General features: G+C 42.0%; 15 protein-coding genes. 10 read left to right on the top strand and 5 right to left on the bottom strand.

Going from position 1 to position 18,319, the window contains the following annotated elements; all coding sequences use genetic code 11:
• Positions 1-76 precede the first annotated feature (76 nt).
• The 4 genes from V7K40_RS33340 to V7K40_RS33325 form a co-directional block, all read right to left on the bottom strand.
• Positions 77-793 carry an ATP-binding cassette domain-containing protein gene (locus tag V7K40_RS33340; protein WP_334967142.1) on the bottom strand — a complete coding sequence of 239 codons (717 nt, stop codon included), beginning with the start codon at positions 791-793 and terminating at the stop codon, positions 77-79.
• Positions 794-1,008: 215 nt separating this feature from the next.
• Positions 1,009-1,830, bottom strand: a complete 822-nt coding sequence (locus V7K40_RS33335) for a carbohydrate ABC transporter permease (protein WP_334967141.1) — start codon at positions 1,828-1,830, stop codon at positions 1,009-1,011.
• 2 nt (positions 1,831-1,832) lie between these two features.
• Positions 1,833-2,756: a sugar ABC transporter permease gene (locus V7K40_RS33330; RefSeq protein WP_334967140.1), complete on the bottom strand. Its 924-nt coding sequence runs from the start codon at positions 2,754-2,756 to the stop codon at positions 1,833-1,835.
• A gap of 274 nt (positions 2,757-3,030) precedes the next feature.
• The gene (locus V7K40_RS33325; protein WP_334967139.1) at positions 3,031-4,305 is read right to left on the bottom strand and encodes a sugar ABC transporter substrate-binding protein; all 1,275 of its coding nucleotides are present in this window, start codon (positions 4,303-4,305) and stop codon (positions 3,031-3,033) included.
• A gap of 295 nt (positions 4,306-4,600) precedes the next feature.
• Between V7K40_RS33325 and V7K40_RS33320 the strand changes: the two genes are divergently transcribed.
• The 10 genes from V7K40_RS33320 (at position 4,601) to V7K40_RS33275 (ending at position 17,071) form a co-directional block, all read left to right on the top strand.
• Complete coding sequence (locus V7K40_RS33320) at positions 4,601-5,404, top strand: SDR family NAD(P)-dependent oxidoreductase (RefSeq protein WP_334967138.1); 804 nt, start codon at positions 4,601-4,603, stop codon at positions 5,402-5,404.
• Positions 5,405-5,501: 97 nt separating this feature from the next.
• Positions 5,502-6,464: a sugar-binding transcriptional regulator gene (locus V7K40_RS33315; RefSeq protein ID WP_334967137.1), complete on the top strand. Its 963-nt coding sequence runs from the start codon at positions 5,502-5,504 to the stop codon at positions 6,462-6,464.
• Positions 6,427-6,555 carry a hypothetical protein gene (locus tag V7K40_RS33310; protein WP_334967143.1) on the top strand — a complete coding sequence of 43 codons (129 nt, stop codon included), beginning with the start codon at positions 6,427-6,429 and terminating at the stop codon, positions 6,553-6,555. The genes V7K40_RS33315 and V7K40_RS33310 overlap by 38 nt, the downstream gene beginning before the upstream one ends.
• Positions 6,556-7,751: 1,196 nt before the next feature.
• Positions 7,752-8,048, top strand: a complete 297-nt coding sequence (locus V7K40_RS33305) for a hypothetical protein (protein ID WP_334967136.1) — start codon at positions 7,752-7,754, stop codon at positions 8,046-8,048.
• A 218-nt stretch (positions 8,049-8,266) separates the two neighbouring features.
• Entirely contained in the window at positions 8,267-9,319 is a 1,053-nt protein-coding gene (locus V7K40_RS33300) for a methyltransferase (RefSeq protein WP_334967135.1), read from the top strand.
• A gap of 499 nt (positions 9,320-9,818) precedes the next feature.
• The gene (locus tag V7K40_RS33295; RefSeq protein WP_334967134.1) at positions 9,819-10,982 is read left to right on the top strand and encodes a TauD/TfdA family dioxygenase; all 1,164 of its coding nucleotides are present in this window, start codon (positions 9,819-9,821) and stop codon (positions 10,980-10,982) included.
• A gap of 645 nt (positions 10,983-11,627) precedes the next feature.
• Entirely contained in the window at positions 11,628-15,059 is a 3,432-nt protein-coding gene (locus tag V7K40_RS33290; protein WP_334967133.1) for an amino acid adenylation domain-containing protein, read from the top strand.
• A gap of 146 nt (positions 15,060-15,205) precedes the next feature.
• Complete coding sequence (locus tag V7K40_RS33285) at positions 15,206-16,075, top strand: glycosyltransferase family 39 protein (RefSeq protein WP_334967132.1); 870 nt, start codon at positions 15,206-15,208, stop codon at positions 16,073-16,075.
• A gap of 585 nt (positions 16,076-16,660) precedes the next feature.
• Positions 16,661-16,924 (top strand): GtrA family protein, encoded by a 264-nt coding sequence (locus V7K40_RS33280; RefSeq protein WP_334967131.1) that lies wholly within the window; start codon positions 16,661-16,663, stop codon positions 16,922-16,924.
• Positions 16,925-16,933: 9 nt separating this feature from the next.
• The gene (locus V7K40_RS33275; RefSeq protein WP_334967130.1) at positions 16,934-17,071 is read left to right on the top strand and encodes a hypothetical protein; all 138 of its coding nucleotides are present in this window, start codon (positions 16,934-16,936) and stop codon (positions 17,069-17,071) included.
• A 349-nt stretch (positions 17,072-17,420) separates the two neighbouring features.
• On the opposite strand, the gene V7K40_RS33270 is transcribed toward V7K40_RS33275, so the two are convergent.
• Entirely contained in the window at positions 17,421-18,131 is a 711-nt protein-coding gene (locus V7K40_RS33270; protein WP_334967129.1) for an alpha/beta hydrolase, read from the bottom strand.
• Positions 18,132-18,319: the final 188 nt, after the last annotated feature.

Raw genomic sequence — 18,319 nt, 5'->3', positions numbered from 1 at the left:
CGGTCTTCTTTCAACACCCGATTGATGTCTAGCATTTTTCTGTCTCATTCCAGTTGCTAATCGTTACTCTACCTTATTAAGCGACAAGTCTAATAAATCCGGCGACAAATAGATTGCGGGGATGGTGGTACAGTTCTAAGGGAGAACCCATTTGTTCTATAATGCCACCCTGCAACACCACAATTTTGTCGGCAAGGGTCATTGCCTCAACTTGATCATGGGTCACATAAATCATCGTAGCTTGCAGGCTGTCATGTAAGCTAGCAAGCTCAATCCGCATTTGCACCCGCAATGAAGCATCCAGGTTAGACAGTGGCTCATCAAACAAAAATACTTTGGGATTACGCACCAAAGCACGACCGATCGCCACCCGTTGGCGTTGTCCTCCTGATAGTTCTTTGGGCTTGCGATTCAAAAGCGGCTCTAGTTGCAGGATACGAGCAACTTCACGTGCCCTTTCATACCGCTGGGCTTTGGGCATACCCGCAAGCCGGAGGCTGAAGGCCATATTTTCTGCTACAGTCATGTGAGGATATAAGGCGTAGGTTTGAAACACCATTGCCAAACCACGTTTATCGGGTGGCACATCATTGACTTTTTGTCCATCAATGAGCAAATCACCAAAGGAGATTTCTTCTAGTCCAGCAATCATGCGGAGTAAGGTTGATTTTCCACAACCGGAGGGGCCGACGAAGACAACAAACTCGCGATCATTAATGTCGAGATCAATGCCTTTGATGATCTCTGTGTCAGCATAGGTTTTATGGATATTTCTTAAAGCAACTGTTGACATAAATGTTTCCATTAAATTAATGGGTTTAAGTTTTTTATCACGCACAGGTGCAGAGAAGAGTGCAAGAGTGTGGTTTAATGCCTTCTGCGTTCACTTAGGGATGTTACAAGAAATAAGTTAATAAACGAACCACAGAGACGCAGAGAACACAGAGAGAGGAGAAATAAAGGAAATTTTTGCGTCAGTTCTCGGATATTTTTGTATTTGGAAGTTCCTTATTTCACTGCACCAAAGGTCAGACCTCGAACTAATTGCCGTTGACTTAACCAACCAAAAATCAGGATGGGTGCGATCGCCAGTGTTGATGCTGCCGAAAGTTTTGCCCAGAATAATCCTTGAGGGCTGGAAAATGAAGCAATAAACGCTGTGAGTGGGGCAGCATTTGCCGTTGTCAAGTTCAAGCTCCAAAATGCTTCGTTCCATGACAAAATAATCGAAAGCAATGCAGTAGATGCAATTCCGGGCACTGCCAATGGTAACAACACATGCACAAGTTCTTGTTGAGTGGTTGCCCCATCCATGCGATCGGCTTCGAGAATTTCTTTGGGAACTTCCTTGAAGAAGCTGTAAATCATCCAGACGACGATTGGCAAATTAATCAGGGTATAAATGATGATTAAACCGATGCGAGTATCCAGCAACCCGGCGTTGCGACACAAAATGTAGATCGGCACCAGCACACCAACGGGTGGTAGCATTTTGCTAGACAACATCCAGAGTAAAGTACCTTTGGTACGTTTCGTTGGGAAGAATGCCATTGCGTAGGCGGCAGGTACGGCAAGCAGCAGCGCGACTATAGTCGATCCCAGGGAAATTGCTACGCTGTTAAATGCATAATTGAAATAATTTGCCCGGTCTTGGATCGCAATATAGTTCTCCAATGTCGGACGGAAAAACAACTGCGGGGGAGTTGAAACTGCCGCTACTTCCGTTTTGAAACTGGTGAGAAACATCCAGAAAATCGGGAAAAACAAAATGCAAGCAGCAAGCCAGCCGAGCAATGTCCATAGCCAAATCTTCAAGGTTTTACGTGCCATTGTTAGGTATCCAAATTACGAGTAACACTCCGCATCAAAAAGATTGCCACGATGTTGGCAAGGATGACGGCAATTAATCCACCCGCTGAAGCACCGCCGACATCAAATTCCAGCAAGGCTTTTAAGAAGATGTAATAGGCAAGGTTAGTGGTTGCAAGTCCGGGCCCGCCGCCTGTGGTGACAAAGATTTCCGCAAAGATGGTCAGGAAGAAAATTGTCTCGATCATGGCAACCACAGAAATGGCGCGGCTCAGATGGGGCAGCATGACGAACCGAAATAGAGCGATCGCATTTGCACCGTCCATCCGCGCTGCTTCTAACTGATCGCGATCAAGCGACTGAATTGCAGTCAATAAAATCAGTAGGGCAAAGGGCAGCCATTCCCAGGAAACAATAATAATAATGGCAAGCAATGGAACGTTGGCAAACCAATCAATTGCCTCCAAACCAAAACCTCTGGTGATTTGAGCAAACAGCCCATTCACCGGATGCATCAGCATATTTTTCCAGATCAGTGCGCTAACTGTGGGCATAACGAAAAATGGGGAGATTGCCAGTACCCGCGCTACTCCACGGCCATAAAAGTCTTGGTCAAATAGCACCGCTAATAATGTGCCCAGACCAATTGTGATTATTAAAACAGAAACAACCAAAACTATTGTGATCGTGATCGATGTCCATAAAGCTGAGTCACTGAGGATGAACGTGAAATTTTCAATCCCGATAAATTTGCGTGCATCTGGATTCAGCAAGTTATACCGCTGAAAGGAAAACCATAGAGTCATCACCAGAGGTACAATCATCCACAGCAGTAGGATAACGACTGAAGGCGCAACCAGAGGTAAGGTTGACACTTGCCGCTTACTCCGTTGCTTGCTGGGTGGTGGCGTTTCGGATTGAGGTTCTACCGCTAATGAAGAAGACATAACCTAATGGAATTTTAGATTTTGGATTTTAGATTGTAAAAGTTTTGTGGGTGAGCATTGGCTCAGTATTTCTCTTGCCTCTCGTGTTCTCTGCGCCTCTGCGGTTAAATCAATTATTTTTTCATGACACAAACAAAGAGAGAAAAGTAAAGATTTTATCGCTAGTACGCCACGGCGTAAATAGAGCTACCATTTAAAATCCCTAAAGAGCTTATTCTATATTACTTTTGACTTTTGACTTTTGATTTCCGCCTTGCGGTACTAGCCCTTCTTTTCACTCGATATAACCCGTGTGTTTCATCAAGCGTTCAGTTGATTTCTGCGATTGCTGCAACGCTTGGTCTACCGAAGTCCGATTGGTCAGTGCTGCCGCCAAGGTTTGCCCAACTGAAGAACCGATTGCCTGAAATTCTGGAATATCAACGTATTGAACTCCCTTATAAGGAGTTGCTTGTGCAGATGGATGGGTAATATCAGCAGATTGGATCGCTCCCAGCACAATTTCAGCAAAGGGTGCAGCTTTTCGATAGTTGGGATTCTCATAGGTGGAAGTCCGAGTCCCTGGTGGTACAGCAACCCAGCCATTTTCCTTAGCAACTAGTTGGATGTATTCCTTTGATGTTGCCCAAGCAACGAACTTTTGAGCAGCTTCTGGTGATTTTGATGTTTTAGGAACCGCTAATGCCCAAGCCCAAAGCCAGTTTGAACCGTTGGGATATTTTTCAATTGGCGCACGGGCGAAGCCAACTTTTTCATAAACTTGGGATTCTTTCGGATTAGATAACAACCCCGCAGCAACGGTTGCATCTACCCACATACCACATTTACCTGTGGAGAATAAAGCTAGATTCTCGTTAAAACCATTGGAACTAGCTCCCGGCGGCCCATATTTGTTGAGCAGATCAACATAAAAAGCGATCGCCTCTTTCCAAGCTGGAGTATTGATCGTCGGTTGCCACTTCATGTCAAACCACTGTCCACCATAGGTATTGACCAATGTGGAAACAAATGCCATATTTTCACCCCAACCAGGTTTTCCGCGCAGGCAAACTCCATAAACTCTACGCGCCGGATCGTGGATTTTGCTCGCCCACTCTCTTATTTGGGGATAGGTTGGCTGTTGGGGAACCACAATCCCAGCTTTCTCAAACAAATCTTTTCGGTAGTAGAGCATGGAACTTTCCCCATAGAATGGTACGGCATAGAGTTTGCCATTGTTGGAAAGCCCTTCTCGTATGGGTTTGAGCAGGTCATTTACGTCATACTTTTCGCCTAATTGATCCAAGGGCTTTAACCAATCCCGCCTAGCCCAAATTGGTGTTTCATAAGAACCGATCGTCATGACATCAAACTGCCCACCAAGGCTTGCAACATCTGTAGTTGTGCGTTGGCGCAATACATTTTCTTCCAGCACAACCCACCGGAGTTGAATATCAGGATTAGCTGACTCAAATTTGCGAGAAAGCCCTTGCATCACCACCATGTCGCCATTATTAACAGTGGCGATCGTTATTCTAGTTTCTCTGCGGCTTGCAATCGCGGTGAACAAGCATATAGAAGTTGCACTAGCATCACTCCAGCGAGAAATGCAACCAGCACTTTAGCGAAGCGGGGGATACGCATCGCATGACTCCTTTAAAGTAAAAAAACCGAAGGAAATAAATTTGTGATTTTATGCTCTATTTTTGGGCAAAAGCTCAATAATAGAAATCATACCAATCTCATTTCAATCATGAGCATTTGCAACAATTCTTCAATTAATCCCAGGATTCATACAGCTAGGACATAGAAGGCGATTCCCAATCTAAAATCTAAAATCCAAAATGGTATAAGAGGTTAAAAATATGACAGCAAAAGCAACCTATCAGTTTGCAGGTAAGACCATCCTAATTACGGGCGGTGCGGGAGATATTGGCAAGGCAACTGCACACCGTTTTGCTGCTAATGGGGCAGGAATAGCCCTGCTAGATTTGAATGAACCAAAGATGGCAAATGTGGCCGAGGAACTAAAAAGTTACAACGTTCCAGTCGGCACATTTTGCTGTGATGTTACAGCTAGTGATGATGTTGGCAAAGCCTTTACTGACGCTGTAGAGCAGTTTGGGCGGATCGATTATGTATTTAATAATGCGGGTTATCAAGGAGTGTTTGCCAAGACCGACGAATATCCTGAAGACGACTTTCAAAAGGTGATTAGCATCAACGTTGTCGGCGTTTTCCACATTCTTAAAGCAGCCGCACAGCACTTGCGTGATGCAGGTGGAGGTGCGATCGTTAACATGGCAAGTTATGCAGGCGTAATCGGGCCGCCAAATATGTTAGCTTATGGTGCTTCTAAGTTTGCGGTTATTGGAATGACTCAGATAGCAGCGAAAGACTTGGCTCCCTACGGCATCAGGGTAAATGCACTGTCTCCGGCGCTGATCGGTCCTGGTTTTATGTGGACGCGGCAAACACAATTGCAAGCAGCAGTGGGTTCTCAGTATTTTGATGCCGACCCCAAGGTAGTTGAGCAACAGATGATTAATTCAGTGCCAATGCGACGCTTGGGAAGTTTGGCAGAGGTCGCAAATGGGGTAACGTTTCTGATGAGCGACGAAGCAAGTTATATAACCGGGTTTAACTTGGAGGTGACTGGTGGTCAATAGAGATTTTCCAATAGTGAGCAAAAATTATATCGGTGGGCATATACTCAAAACCATGCAATCATTCCTTTGGTAGGTACATAGTTTTGGAAGGTAGGGTATGGGAAAACCTTTATTAGAGCGGCGCGATCGGAAATTAGAGCTGGCTGCTCATGCTGCTTGGCTCTATTATATTGCTGGTAATACACAAGAGGAGATTGCTGCAAAACTAAATGTATCCCGGCAAGCTGCACAACGCCTGGTGGCACTGGCGGTCACTGAAAAATTGATCAAATTTCGCCTTGATCATCCTCTGAGTGAATGTATTGCTCTAGCTGAGTCGTTACGTGATAAGTTTGGGCTGTCACTTTGTGAAGTGGTTCCAACTGACGCAGTCAGTGGTGATAAACTTAATGGAATTGGTGTATGTGCTGCTACCCACCTAGAGGCTTACCTGATCGCGAAAACCCCGACCATACTGGCGTTATCCTCAGGCCGCACATTGCGAGCAATGGTGGAGCAAATTCCCTCAATGAACCAACCCCAGCATAAAATTGTTTCAATTATTGGGAATATGTCACACTGTGGGCGTGCAGGTTGTCACGAAGTAGTGATGCATTTGTCTGATCGTGTTGGTTCCCAAGCCTACCCAGTACCGACTCCGGTTGTAGCAACTAGCATTGAAGAACGGGAATTGTTGCAGACTCAGCGAGCGTTTATCGCTGTTAAAACTCTTGCAGAGCAAGCTAAAGCAACATTTGTCGGCATTAACCACATCGCCTGGAATGCTCCATTACATCAAAATGGCTTCATTAATGACGATGAGGTGGCTGAATTGATGAAACTGGGTGCAGTAGGGGAAATTGCAGGTTGGGCTTACGATCATTACGGAGTATTGCTGCAAGAGGGAACGAACAACCGGGTTGCGAGTGTACCACTTGAACAACCAGCTTGTCGGCTGATTATTGGTGTGGCAAGCGGTGTGAAAAAGACAGAAGCGATTTTGGCTGCTTTACGTGGCCAGTTAATTACGGGATTAATTACTGATGAAGCAGCAGTTCAAGCGATTCTTACTAAAATTTAGTTACACTCCAATGGAAGCGATCGCTTTGCTCGTACTTGGTCAATTCTGGAATTTCAATAGCGTGAATCAAGGATGCGATCGCCGACGGTAGGTGGAAGGGAATTAAATTAACAGCCTCTCAAGTGAAGAAGATATTACAGCGAAAAAAGTATGTCTATCTCTCTTGTAAGTACAGTCTAGAGGATAGACAAAATCTGGTCAAGAGAAAGGAGTTTCAAAAGAAAATTAAGAATTATATATCAATAGCTAAAATGAACCCAAATCATTTTCAAGTATGGTTTTGAGACGAAAGTGGATTTAGTTTACGAGTTTTAAGAAGAAAAACTTGGGGTAAAAAAGGTCAGAGAAATTCTTCATTAGTAATGATGCAGCCAGATATGTCCAGCATTTTTAAGTGTAAAAGAATAAAACGCCTATTCTAGTCGAAATATTTAGGTCTGGTTATTAGCGATGTCTACCACGGGCTACGCCTAGGCATTTAAATAAGCATCAAAATCCTTGATTTTAACAACATTCATATCCTGTGTTTTACGTCAACTATTTCTAGTGGACTGGCTCTCTAGCTGGGATAGTACTACTTTGTTTCAAACCCAATTACCGATGCAAGTTCGCTTGTCAACAGGGTTTGAGATGCGCTAACCCTGCTATTTTTCGCCAATCCAAAACGTAATCTACTCCGCTCTGGTTTTGTCGAATAAAAGATAATTATTTAAATATCTATCTTTAGATATACTTCATTAAAATGCCTAATTACGCAGTATCCGTCGCATGGTGGGTTGACTAATATTTTTTAAAATATGTTATAATTCCTATTGTCCTTCTGATTTAGCAAACAGTAATTTTTTTGCAAATTTAAGCTAAAATTAGCCTATTATATAAATAAATAGAAAACTAATTTAAGCAATTCTAGAAGTTTTTTAAAACAAAACTATTCCGTAATAAGTTTTTAAATTTATTACGAGTAACTCAAAAATATTTAAATTCTGAATTTTCAGTGTTTTATAATATTGTCATCTTAAATATTAAACATTAATTTGACTAATACTCTGAGATTTTCTAGAGATAAATATAGTGGAGTTAATTGAAAGTTAAGTAAACTTCTTAAAAGTCAACTGGCATTGTGAAGCAAATAGAATATAGCAATTTTAAAAATCCGCCGATCCTCGTGTAGAGCAAGTTTTGTTCCCGATACGAGATTGTGTCACCTTGATTAGACAGGTGGCGTAACTGAAGTTTATAGAGACGTTGCATTGCAACGTTTCTACAATAAACAAAAAGCAATGACTTATGGCACAATCAATTTCTTTATCTCTGCTTGAATCTACAACCTTATCAAAGGGTGTCAGATTAAAGGTAGTGGCTCTATTCAAGACTCTCGGTACTCTGACATTATTACTCATCGCCTTACCATTCAATGCTTTGATAGTGTTGATATCTTTGCTGTGGAGAATGATGCGATCGCCATTTACGAGAAATGTTGTAGCTGCTCATTCTCAGACTATCTTGGTGAGCAAAGCCAAGATGACCAAAGCCTTACAACTTACTCGCTCCTTTCATGCAACTGGACAGACAGTTTCTGATTGAAGGGCTAAAGATGTAAAACTAGTGGGTTTAACCATTGGTAGTAGTAGCGATTACTCTCTCTAACATCAACTTTTCACTGGCTTTTAAATCATAATTTCAGGAACCACAGTTCCTGAGTTTGGCTTTGGGTATTGGGTGAGTATTTTATACTCAATACTTCAATTAACTGTATATTGTACTTACTAGCAAACCCTGATAATTTCACAAGGAGAAAAAATTTGTTAGGAACGACTTCAGCATCCAAAAAGCTTGCCCAGATGATTTATGGCTACTGGCAAAGTCAGTGCCTTTATGTGGCAACAAACTTAGGTATACCTAACCTCTTGCAGTCAGGACCAATGACTGTAGAAACAATCGCAAAAGAGACTTCCACAAAAGTAGAAACTCTCTATGTTCTTCTCCGTGCTCTAGCTCATTTAGGTGTGTTTGTAGAAAAGCCAGGACGTGTATTTGCAGCAACAGAACTCTCAGAACACTTGATTACAAATGCAGAGCCTTCTCTTGGACATTTCCTGATGCATATTATAGAACCCTCTATGTGGGATGCTTGGAGAGAATTAGGGAATTCCTTGAAAACAGGTGAAGTTGCTTTTGAGAGAGCACAGGGCAAGAATTTCTACGAATTCTTCATGACAGAAAATCCCGATAGTAGAAATCTGTTCAACAATGCCATGAGCTTTTTAACGAATCAGGCAATTGATTCGCTGTTTGAGGTCTATGATTTCGGTCAATTTGATACAGTTATGGATGTTGGAGGCAATCAAGGTGCACTAATTGCCCATATTGTCAAAAAAGTTGGCTGTAAAGGCATATTGTTTGACCTACCGCACGAGGTTGAAACAGCTCCTGCTTTCCTCGCAAAGCAAGGAATTGATGAAGATGCCGTGCAAGTCATTGGTGGTAATGCTTTAGAGGAGATACCAAAGGGTGCAGATGCGATCGTAATGAAGTATTTCCTTTCCGTATTCAGTGTTGAAGATGCGATCAAGGTATTAACTCGGTGTAGAAAAGCTCTCTCCAAAGAAGGTAAGGTAGTACTTCTACAAACACTAGTTCCACCACGTGGTGCGCCGGTAGAATATCCAGATGGAACTATCCCAGCTCTTGCAGCAGTTCAGATGATGGTGACAAACCCGGGGGGTTACTGGCGCACAGAACAAGAATATAAAGAGTTGTTTGAAAAGAGTGGCTTTCAATTAGAAAAAGTCATTTATACGGGAACTAGTTTGACAGTGATGGAATTTAAGTATCATGAAGTTATACAGGAGTAATAATTTTCATCCAGAGTGGGAAATAGGCAGCTTGTAGCTGCCTATTTCCCACTCTACTAAGATTCAAAAATGTTCCCGTCCTTAGCACCCAGGAACTTGAATTCTATTTTCCGAAAAGCTCAACGTATTTACCTTGATAAGTTTTACTGTGATGATGTTAGGGGTATATGTCACATCATCTAGCCAATCTGCTATTAAAACAGAGGGGAAATCAGTTGAATTAGAAGCATTGGAGATTGGGAATTTATAAGGATATTGAGCAATTTTTAACTGGATCAATTTTATAGTTCTTCATTACTTATTATGCTGATACGTCTACAAATCAGCTTAAAACTTTTCTTAGGCAATAATAGTTGTTAGTATTAGTGGTTGAGGTATAATTCTGAAATTGATGCTAAAACTGCCTGTAAAGCTTGATTTTTAAAGACAATTTAGGTATTCTAATTAAAATTCCAACATAATATTACCGATAAACTAATTTTATAACTCTAAAAATCCCATGCCAAATCTTCCCATTTCTATTTCAAAAGCCATGAAGTTAAGGTTTTTGCAGGATAATGAAAAAACCTTTATGAGTAATGAAAAAGAATTACCTCTAGTGATTGAGCCAGTTAAGGACAAATCTTTTGCAGTTCTGAAGGGATTACTTAATGAAAGTAGCGACTGGTTCAATCAACAGCTAGATACATACGGAGCCATTTTGTTTCGGGGATTTGAAGTTGAGGATGCAGAGCAATTTCAAAAAGTGCTAGAGCTACTGAACGTACAATTGGAGTCAGTTTATCATTTTGGTAGCGCTCATCGTGTACGAATAACTGATAAAATTTTTACCTCTTCTGAAGCTCCACCGGATAGAATTATTGCTCCTCATAATGAGCTGAATATGGTACCGATGCGACCGAGTGTACTCGCTTTCTTCTGCCAAGTTCAGCCAGATATATATGGCGAGACTCCCATCATCAATACTGAAAAGTTATTTAATGCTTTATCTCCTAGCTTACAGCATAAAATTGCAAATTTTCCTCAACGATTTGTGCGATATGTTCCTAAGCATCTATTAGAGATTGTCTTCGAGGGTCTTTCACAAGAGGAGATTACCAGACTTCTTCAAGAACAAGGATTTGATTTCAACTGGCAAGAGGATGGCTCTATTTATTTTGAATGTTCTTATATTACTTTATTCAGTCATCCAAAAACGAGTAGGCTCTGCTTTTGCCTTAGCATTGTTGATTCTTTAGTTAGTAGAGAATGGTATCGAAACATTGGACAACGGTATTCATTTTGGAAAAGGCTCTATTACAATTGGCTACCAGCGAACTTGTACAAAAGATTTCAACAAGGATTAACAACAGCAGCAACTGTTGTCGATAGTTCGCAAAATCGAACTAGTACCCTTAACACATATTTTTTGAACGAGGATGGTCAAGATACCGAGATGACGCAAGCAGAAGCACAAGAATTGGGCAAAGCTGAATGGAAAAATGCATCTGTCTTTAAGTGGAAACAAAGCGATATTCTTGTGATGGATAATCTACAGGTCGCTCATAGTAGACTCAATACTAAACTTAAGCGAAAGATACTTACGGCTTTCGGTAATATGTCTAACATTCGTGATATGAAACCAGCTTCATTATCAACCCATCCCGTAAGCATAGACGTTTAGAGTCTTGCTTTAACCCTTGCGGGAACGAAGCCACGCGCAGCGTCTTCGATAGAAGAAGGCATCGTGTCTTACTAAATTTTCTAAGTCGCAATTGTTTTCTTATCCATTTTATTGAAAATAATTATATTTAGGGATTAACAACTTCAGTAAGTGCTTGATGAATTACATTTTAACTGTTCCTCTCTTTTTAAACTAACAATTAAAGCAGTAATCCTATCAGTCTCATAAATTGTATAAACTGGGTCTCTGTTCAATCGATAGCTAAATAAACTGAGATTTACGCTTTTACATTTTTTCAATCATTATCTGCTAATACCAATTCGCTATGAAGATGCACTTAATTATTAAACGAACCGCCCTACCCTGCGGGAACGCCTTGGGCGAACGAGCGTCACCCGTTCGCCCAAGGCGTCTCCCCTTCTCCCAAAGGGAGAGGCTAGCGCCTGCCGTAGGATGCCCAAAGGGCTGTAGGGAGAAGACTTGCTCTCCGTGGTGCTAACACCAGTCGCCTACGGCGGGAAACCCGCCGGAGAGCGCTGGTTCACGCCTTGTACGCCTTGTACGCCTTGAGAGAAGGAGTAATCATTAAGTGCAAGCTCACGGAGAATTGGTATAACTCAACAAAATAATAATTTACAAAGACCGATGAATAATAAATCCTTAAATATGAAAGCATTACTTCCTGTAGAAAATTCTGAACTCAAAAGGCAGAGAAATTATTGGGAAAAACAGTTATCCGGAGAATTACCTTTACTGGAGTTACCTGCTAGTTTACCTCGTTCTCCTTTAACAGCATTTAATGGTTCTTCCTTAAGCTTTGTTATTAGTAATAAATTAACTGGCTTACTAAAAAAACTGGTAATTAGTCAAAGTGTTAGCCTTGAAAACCTTTTTTTAGCAGCATTTAAAGTTTTGCTTTACCGTTACACGAGTGAAAAAGATATTCTGGTAGGATTGATATTAACTCAGTCAGAGAGATGCGAATTTGGAAGAGTTGTTGACAATTTTGCTAACAAAATAGTTGTTTCACGGGATTTGATTTCAGAAGGTATTTCGTTTAATAAGTTCCTGAGTCAGGTTAATCATACAGTTTTAGAAATAACAGAGTATCAAGATTATCCGTTTGATTTATTGATAAAACAATTACAGTCAAAGTCTAACTCAAGTCATTCACCTATTTGTCAAGCTTCGTTTGCTTTTCAGAAGACAAATGAACAGGAAAATATATCAGAATACGAAGAACTAGCCCAGCCAAAAGTAGAGTTTGATTTAAGTTTGGAAGTCATCCAGTTTTCTGAATCATTGCTAGGTTATTTTAAGTACAATAGCAATCTGTTAGATGGAGTAATGGTTGCTCAGATTAGCGAACATTTCCAAAATTTACTAGAAAGTATTGTCTCAAATCCAGAACAATCAGTAGCTCAGTTACCATTGCTGAGTGAAAGGGAACGAGAGAAAATACTGGTTGATTGGAATGCAACTCAGACCGATTATGACCTGGGGATCTGTCTCCACCAATTAATTGAAGCACAGGTAGAGCGAACACCAGATGCGATCGCAGTCTCTTTTGCAGGAGAACAGCTTACCTATGATGAACTGAATAGAAAAGCAAATCAACTAGCGCACTACTTACAAACACTAGGAGTTAAACCAGAGGTATTAGTAGGTATCTGTATTGAGCGTTCTTTAGAGATGCTAGTAGGACTTTTGGGTATCTTGAAAGCTGGCGCAGCTTACCTACCCTTAGATCCATGCTATCCACAAGAACGCTTGGAATTAATCTTATCTGATTCTCAGGTGTCATTGTTACTGACTGATAATCAAAAGTTATTTGCTGATGATGAACAAAGGAAAGTTGTCTGTTTACGTACAAACCTGGAAAATATTGCAACCTATAGCAAAGACAATCCTGCACCACGTGCAACGGCTAAAAGTCTAGCTTATGTTATTTATACCTCCGGTTCAACTGGTAAGCCGAAAGGAGTAGAAATTCCTCACGGCGCTGTGGTCAATTTCTTAAAATCCATGCAGTATGAACCCGGAATAACATCGTCAGATGTACTTTTGGCAGTGACTACAATATCATTTGATATTGCTGCCTTAGAGCTATATTTACCCCTAATTACGGGGGCTAAGGTGGTATTAGCTACCCGAAAAGTAGCTAGTGATGGTAGGCTGCTTAGAGATATTATTGATACTACTGGTGCTACAGTTATGCAAGCCACACCAGCTAGTTGGCGGATGATGCTTGCAGCTGGATGGAATGGTTCTCCTCAATTAAAAATTCTCTGCGGTGGGGAAGGTTTAACTAGTGACTTGGCACAGCAATTATTAGAAAAAGGTTCTGCTGTATGGAATCTGTACGGGCCGACTGAAACGACCATTTGGTCTACTGTCTTTCAGGTAGAAGCTGCGAAACTATCTCATGCGTTAGCCCCCATCGGTCGTCCCATTGCCAACACACAAATTTACATATTAGATTCTCACCTTCAACCAGTCCCTACAGGAGTTATTGGGGAATTGTATATAGGTGGTGTTGGGGTTGCACGGGGATACCTCAACCGTCCTGAACTTACTGCTGAACGGTTTATTGTTAATCCTTTCTCATCTAGTTCCTATTTTTACAAAACCGGAGATTTAGTTCGTTACTTCCATAATGGCATCATTGAATACGTTAGTCGAATAGATAATCAAGTAAAAATTCGGGGTTTCCGGATCGAACTTGGGGAAATAGAAAACACTCTTTCTACTCATCCACAGGTGCAAGAAGCGGTTGTGATTACCCAATCTGATCGACCAGAACAAATACAAATAGTCGCTTATCTCACTGTTCAACAAGGGCAACCAACGCCTGATACCCTGCGTGATTTCCTCAGACAGAAGTTACCAGATTATATGGTACCAACAGCTTTTGTCATATTAGACAAATTACCCTTAACTCCCAGTGGAAAAATAAACCGTCGCGCTTTGCCAAAGCCAACAGTTTCTAGCTTCACCCAGCACAATGAATTTGTCGCACCGCGCAACGATACCGAACGAGGACTGGCAAAAATTTGGTCAGAGATTTTAAACATTCAGGCAGTAGGTATTAAAGATAGTTTCTTTGAAATCGGTGGAAATTCTCTTTCAGCGATCCACTTAATAGCTTCAATTGAGCAGCAATTTGCTAAGGAATTACCCTTATCAGCAGTCCTCACTAATCCCACCATTGAAGAGTTTGCAAACCTTCTTGATACCAGTGGATATACTTTTGATCGCTCCCTCCTGATCCCCATTCAACCAAAAGGTAACAAACAACCATTTTTCTGCGTACATCCCGCAGGAGGTCATGTCATCTGCTATTTAAAACTCGCGCAGCATCTAAGTACTGACCAACCGTTTTATGGTTTGCAAGCGCAAGGGTTTCATGGAGAAGAAGAACCATTAACGCGAGTTGAGGATATGGCAAACCTCTATATCCAAGCAATTCAGAAATTTCAGCCCCAAGGTCCGTACTCTATTGGAGGATGGTCATTTGGGGGAGTTGTGGCGTATGAAATGGCGCAGCAATTACACAAACAGGGACATGAAGTCTCTTTGGCAATACTAGATTCTTATGTTCCAATTCTCTTAGATAAAAATAAGAAAATTGACGCTCTATATTTGGTTGGCGTTCTTTCTAGGTATTTTGGCGGAATGTTAGGTCAGGATAATTTGATAATGCCTGATGAAATCAAACATTTGAGTATTAACGAACAAATCAACTACATTCTTGACAAGGCGATAAAAGTTAAGATATTACCGCCATCAAATCAAAGTCAACAAAACCGACGCATTCTCGATGTATTAGTTGGAACCCTAAAAGCAACTTATTCCTATGTGCAACAGCCATATCCCGGAAAAGTCACCGTATTTAGAGCTACAGAAAAGCATATCATGGCTCCTGATCCAACTCTTGTGTGGGTGGAATCATTCTCTATCATGGATGCAGAAGATATTAAAATTGTTAATGTTTCCGGTAATCACTACACATGCATTTTGGAACCTCATATACAAGTCTTAGCAGAACGCTTGAAATCATATCTAGCGGAACTCTAGTCATCCATTCTGTTCTTTAGCGATTAGACATGTCCGGAATATTAAATAGGGGTCAGAAAAATGGTAGACTGGGATTTTGACCGTCTACCAAAATAAAAAATCCACTTCATTATATTTAAGAATATCCGTACCGAACAAAACAAATTTTGGGAATAGATTCCTTAGTTGGATTGAGGAGTTTATCAACGGCGATTAGTCTATTGGTGTTTCCCAGTGTGTATTGGCTGTGTCTAGAGTTGTTCGAGTCTGCAATTGTGGGATGGGTGACGATCGCTCTCATGGCTGTTTCTCCTTTGCAAATTTTTTTAGCTCGAGATGCGCGCCAATACGGTTTATGGATGGTAACAATCTTAGTATCGAGTGCTGCCTTGTTGCGAGCTATTCGACGCGAAAATCTTGCAAGCTGGGCAATATACGCTATTACTTTAGCTATAGGATTATATACTCATTTATTTACGGTTTTGATAGCAATATCTCATGGGATTTATGTAATTTTTCGACACAACTTTCGGTTTAACAAAAGTCTTGTCAATTATCTCTTGGGGACTTCAGTTGGGATATTTATTTTTCTTCCTTGGCTATTTGTAGTCATCACTCATATCAGCACTGCCCAACAGCTAACGTCATGGTTATCATCAATCAACATAGATAATCCTTTCGATTTAATAGCTATTTTCCTGACTCGGTTCAGTCGAATATTTTTTGATGTCAACTTGGGTTCGGAAAATACGTGGGATAACAAGTTTAATTTAGAAAGTAAAAATATTTCTTATAGCATTATATCTGCAATATTTTCTTTAAATTTGGTTTTGTATATTGGGTATTGTATAGTCAAAGAATGTACTAAATCTATAAGTCTATTTTTGGTTTTATTAGGAGGTATTCCAGCTTTATGCTTGCTGTTACCAGATTTGATAGGGGGGGATTCGCTCTATTACTTTTCGGTATCAGTTGCCTTTATATCTCAGCATCCAAATTGCTGTTGCTTATGTTTTAAATTTCCATCTCTTTTTTGAGAAGCAGTGGCGGCAAAAAGTTTGGCAATTCTTAATAGTCGGAGTTTTGATAGCTGGGCTAGTTTCAGATGTGATATTTTTTAAAGCTGATACTTGGTGGACACAGGCAAGAAACCAATCTTGGCAAATAGCAGCTAAATATATCAATAAATTCGAGAGTCCTTTATTAGTGACTAACGACAATATTGTAAATATTGGAGCCTCCTTATATTTCAGTCATCTTTTATAACCAAAAATAAATTTACTGTCAATACAAAGTGACCATCTGCCGCCCCTACCTCAAGAGATAAACAATATTTTTTTGTGGGATGATAATCATACGAATAACCAAGACCTGGTGGTTCGATTTGAGGATAAAAAAACCTATTCAGTCAGTTTGATTGACCCAGTTTCAAAACTATGGAAAATCGAAAAAATTCAGAACAAATGAAAAAGTTAGTTATTGAGCTATAAGAAGTGGATTAAGTGTGTAAAGAACATCAAAAAAATAAAAGTAGAGATAATTTCTATCTGGATACAAATTATCCAAGCTTGCAGTCGCGTCTTTCCTGGTTGTCTGTAGCTTGATTTATCCGCTTTAGTGTAGTGGGTTTAATTGGGGTAGCGGTAGATTTGGGAGTGTTTTATTTTCTGCACAACCAGTTAAATTTAACATTAACTCTTAGTGCCATGCTTTCAACAGAAGTTGCGATTATTAATAATTTCCTTTGGAATGATGTGTGGACTTTTGGTTATGTCTCTCAAGAGCAGCAATCAATCAGTCAGCGATTACAACGGTTTTTTAAATTCAACCTGATCTGTTTTTTTGGCTTAATTTTAAATAGTTTAATTGTCAATTGGGTATTTTAGAAATTTGGAGTGAATGAATATATCGCTAAATTGGGGGCGATCGCTTGCGTTAGTCTCTGTAATTTCTGGCTCAACCTAAAGTTTAACTGGCAGGTGAAAAAAAGCAATATAGGCATTACCGTGCCAAAACGGGAAAATTATACCTAAGGCTGAAAGCCTCATCTCATAACTATCTTAGCCATTCATTTAAAAAAGCGCCCAAGAGTTGCTGAGGTCATCTATGTTAGGACTCGACCCGTTAACGATTACGCGGTGGTTGCACAAATACCGTCAGCAGGGATTATCAGGGTTATACCAATTTTCTATGAAGATGCATAAAATAAAGCTTCATCGCTCCGTCAAGGAGATAACGGGAAAAGTCAGACCCGATTATGGGTTCCCCAACAGAAGCCAGCCATCCCCCTAAGATCGGGGCGCTGGATCTGCCGTCAGCAGAATGCTCAGCCGACGAAGAGCGAAGGCCCTCGTCGCTGGCTCGCCGATCATCGTCGTGCCGTCAATCGGTGCGTAGCACTCGGATGAGCTCTTCGGCCACGAGGTCGGGGCGGGACAGAAACGGGTGGTGACCGGCGGCAAGGTCGATCGAGCGGGTGGCCCGGCCGGCGTGGAAGCGCTGTAGGGCGAGGGAGGTGCTGCGGTCCTCCCTGCAGACGAGGTACGTCGAGGGCCTGCCCCGCCACGCCGCTCGGGTCGTCAGCGTCCCGAAGGCGCCTACCGATTGCGCGGTGAGACGGTCCCACGCCTCGGCTCGGGTCTCCTCGTCTGTCAGATCCTGCCAGAAGCGGTCGCCGAACGACGAGGCGGTGTAGCCGGCGATGCGGACTGTGCCGTCGTCGCCCGGCGCGACCCCGACCGGGTCCTGCTCGCCGCTCATGATGTCGGCCTGCGACTGCCCCACGTCCGGCAGGTACGAGGTGATGTACACCAGGTGGCGAGTGGCAGGGTGGTCGGCGCCCTCCGCGATGACCGTGCCGCCGTAGGAGTGCCCGACGACGAGGGCCTCGTCCACGTCATCGAGTGCGGCGCGCAGCGCCCGAGCGTCTTCGAGCAGATCGGCGGTGCCGGGCATGGCGCCCTCGCCGCAGGACGGCAGATCGACCGCCCGGCTCACCGTGCCGATTCGCTCATGGATTCGCTCGGCGACCCGCTGCCACCACCATGCGCCATCCCGGACGAGTGCGCCGTGCACGAACAGGATTTCCACCATCTCCGTCTTCTCTCCTTGCTCCCGCGCGGATCTCCCGGGCGGTGTTGTCAGTTTCCATTTATACGCAATTTACCAGATGGATAAATCCAACTCAAGTAACTGGACTTTAGACTAAAAGAGAGCGATCATGCTTGTAGTTGTTGTGCAAAAAATAAAGGGATGCCTGTAATAACAAGCACCCTAGTAAC

This window comes from Nostoc sp., from assembly GCF_036917195.1.
GTDB lineage: Bacteria > Cyanobacteriota > Cyanobacteriia > Cyanobacteriales > Nostocaceae > Nostoc.
Note: the sequence above shows the minus strand (reverse complement) of the source record. Positions and strands in the feature narration are given on the sequence as shown.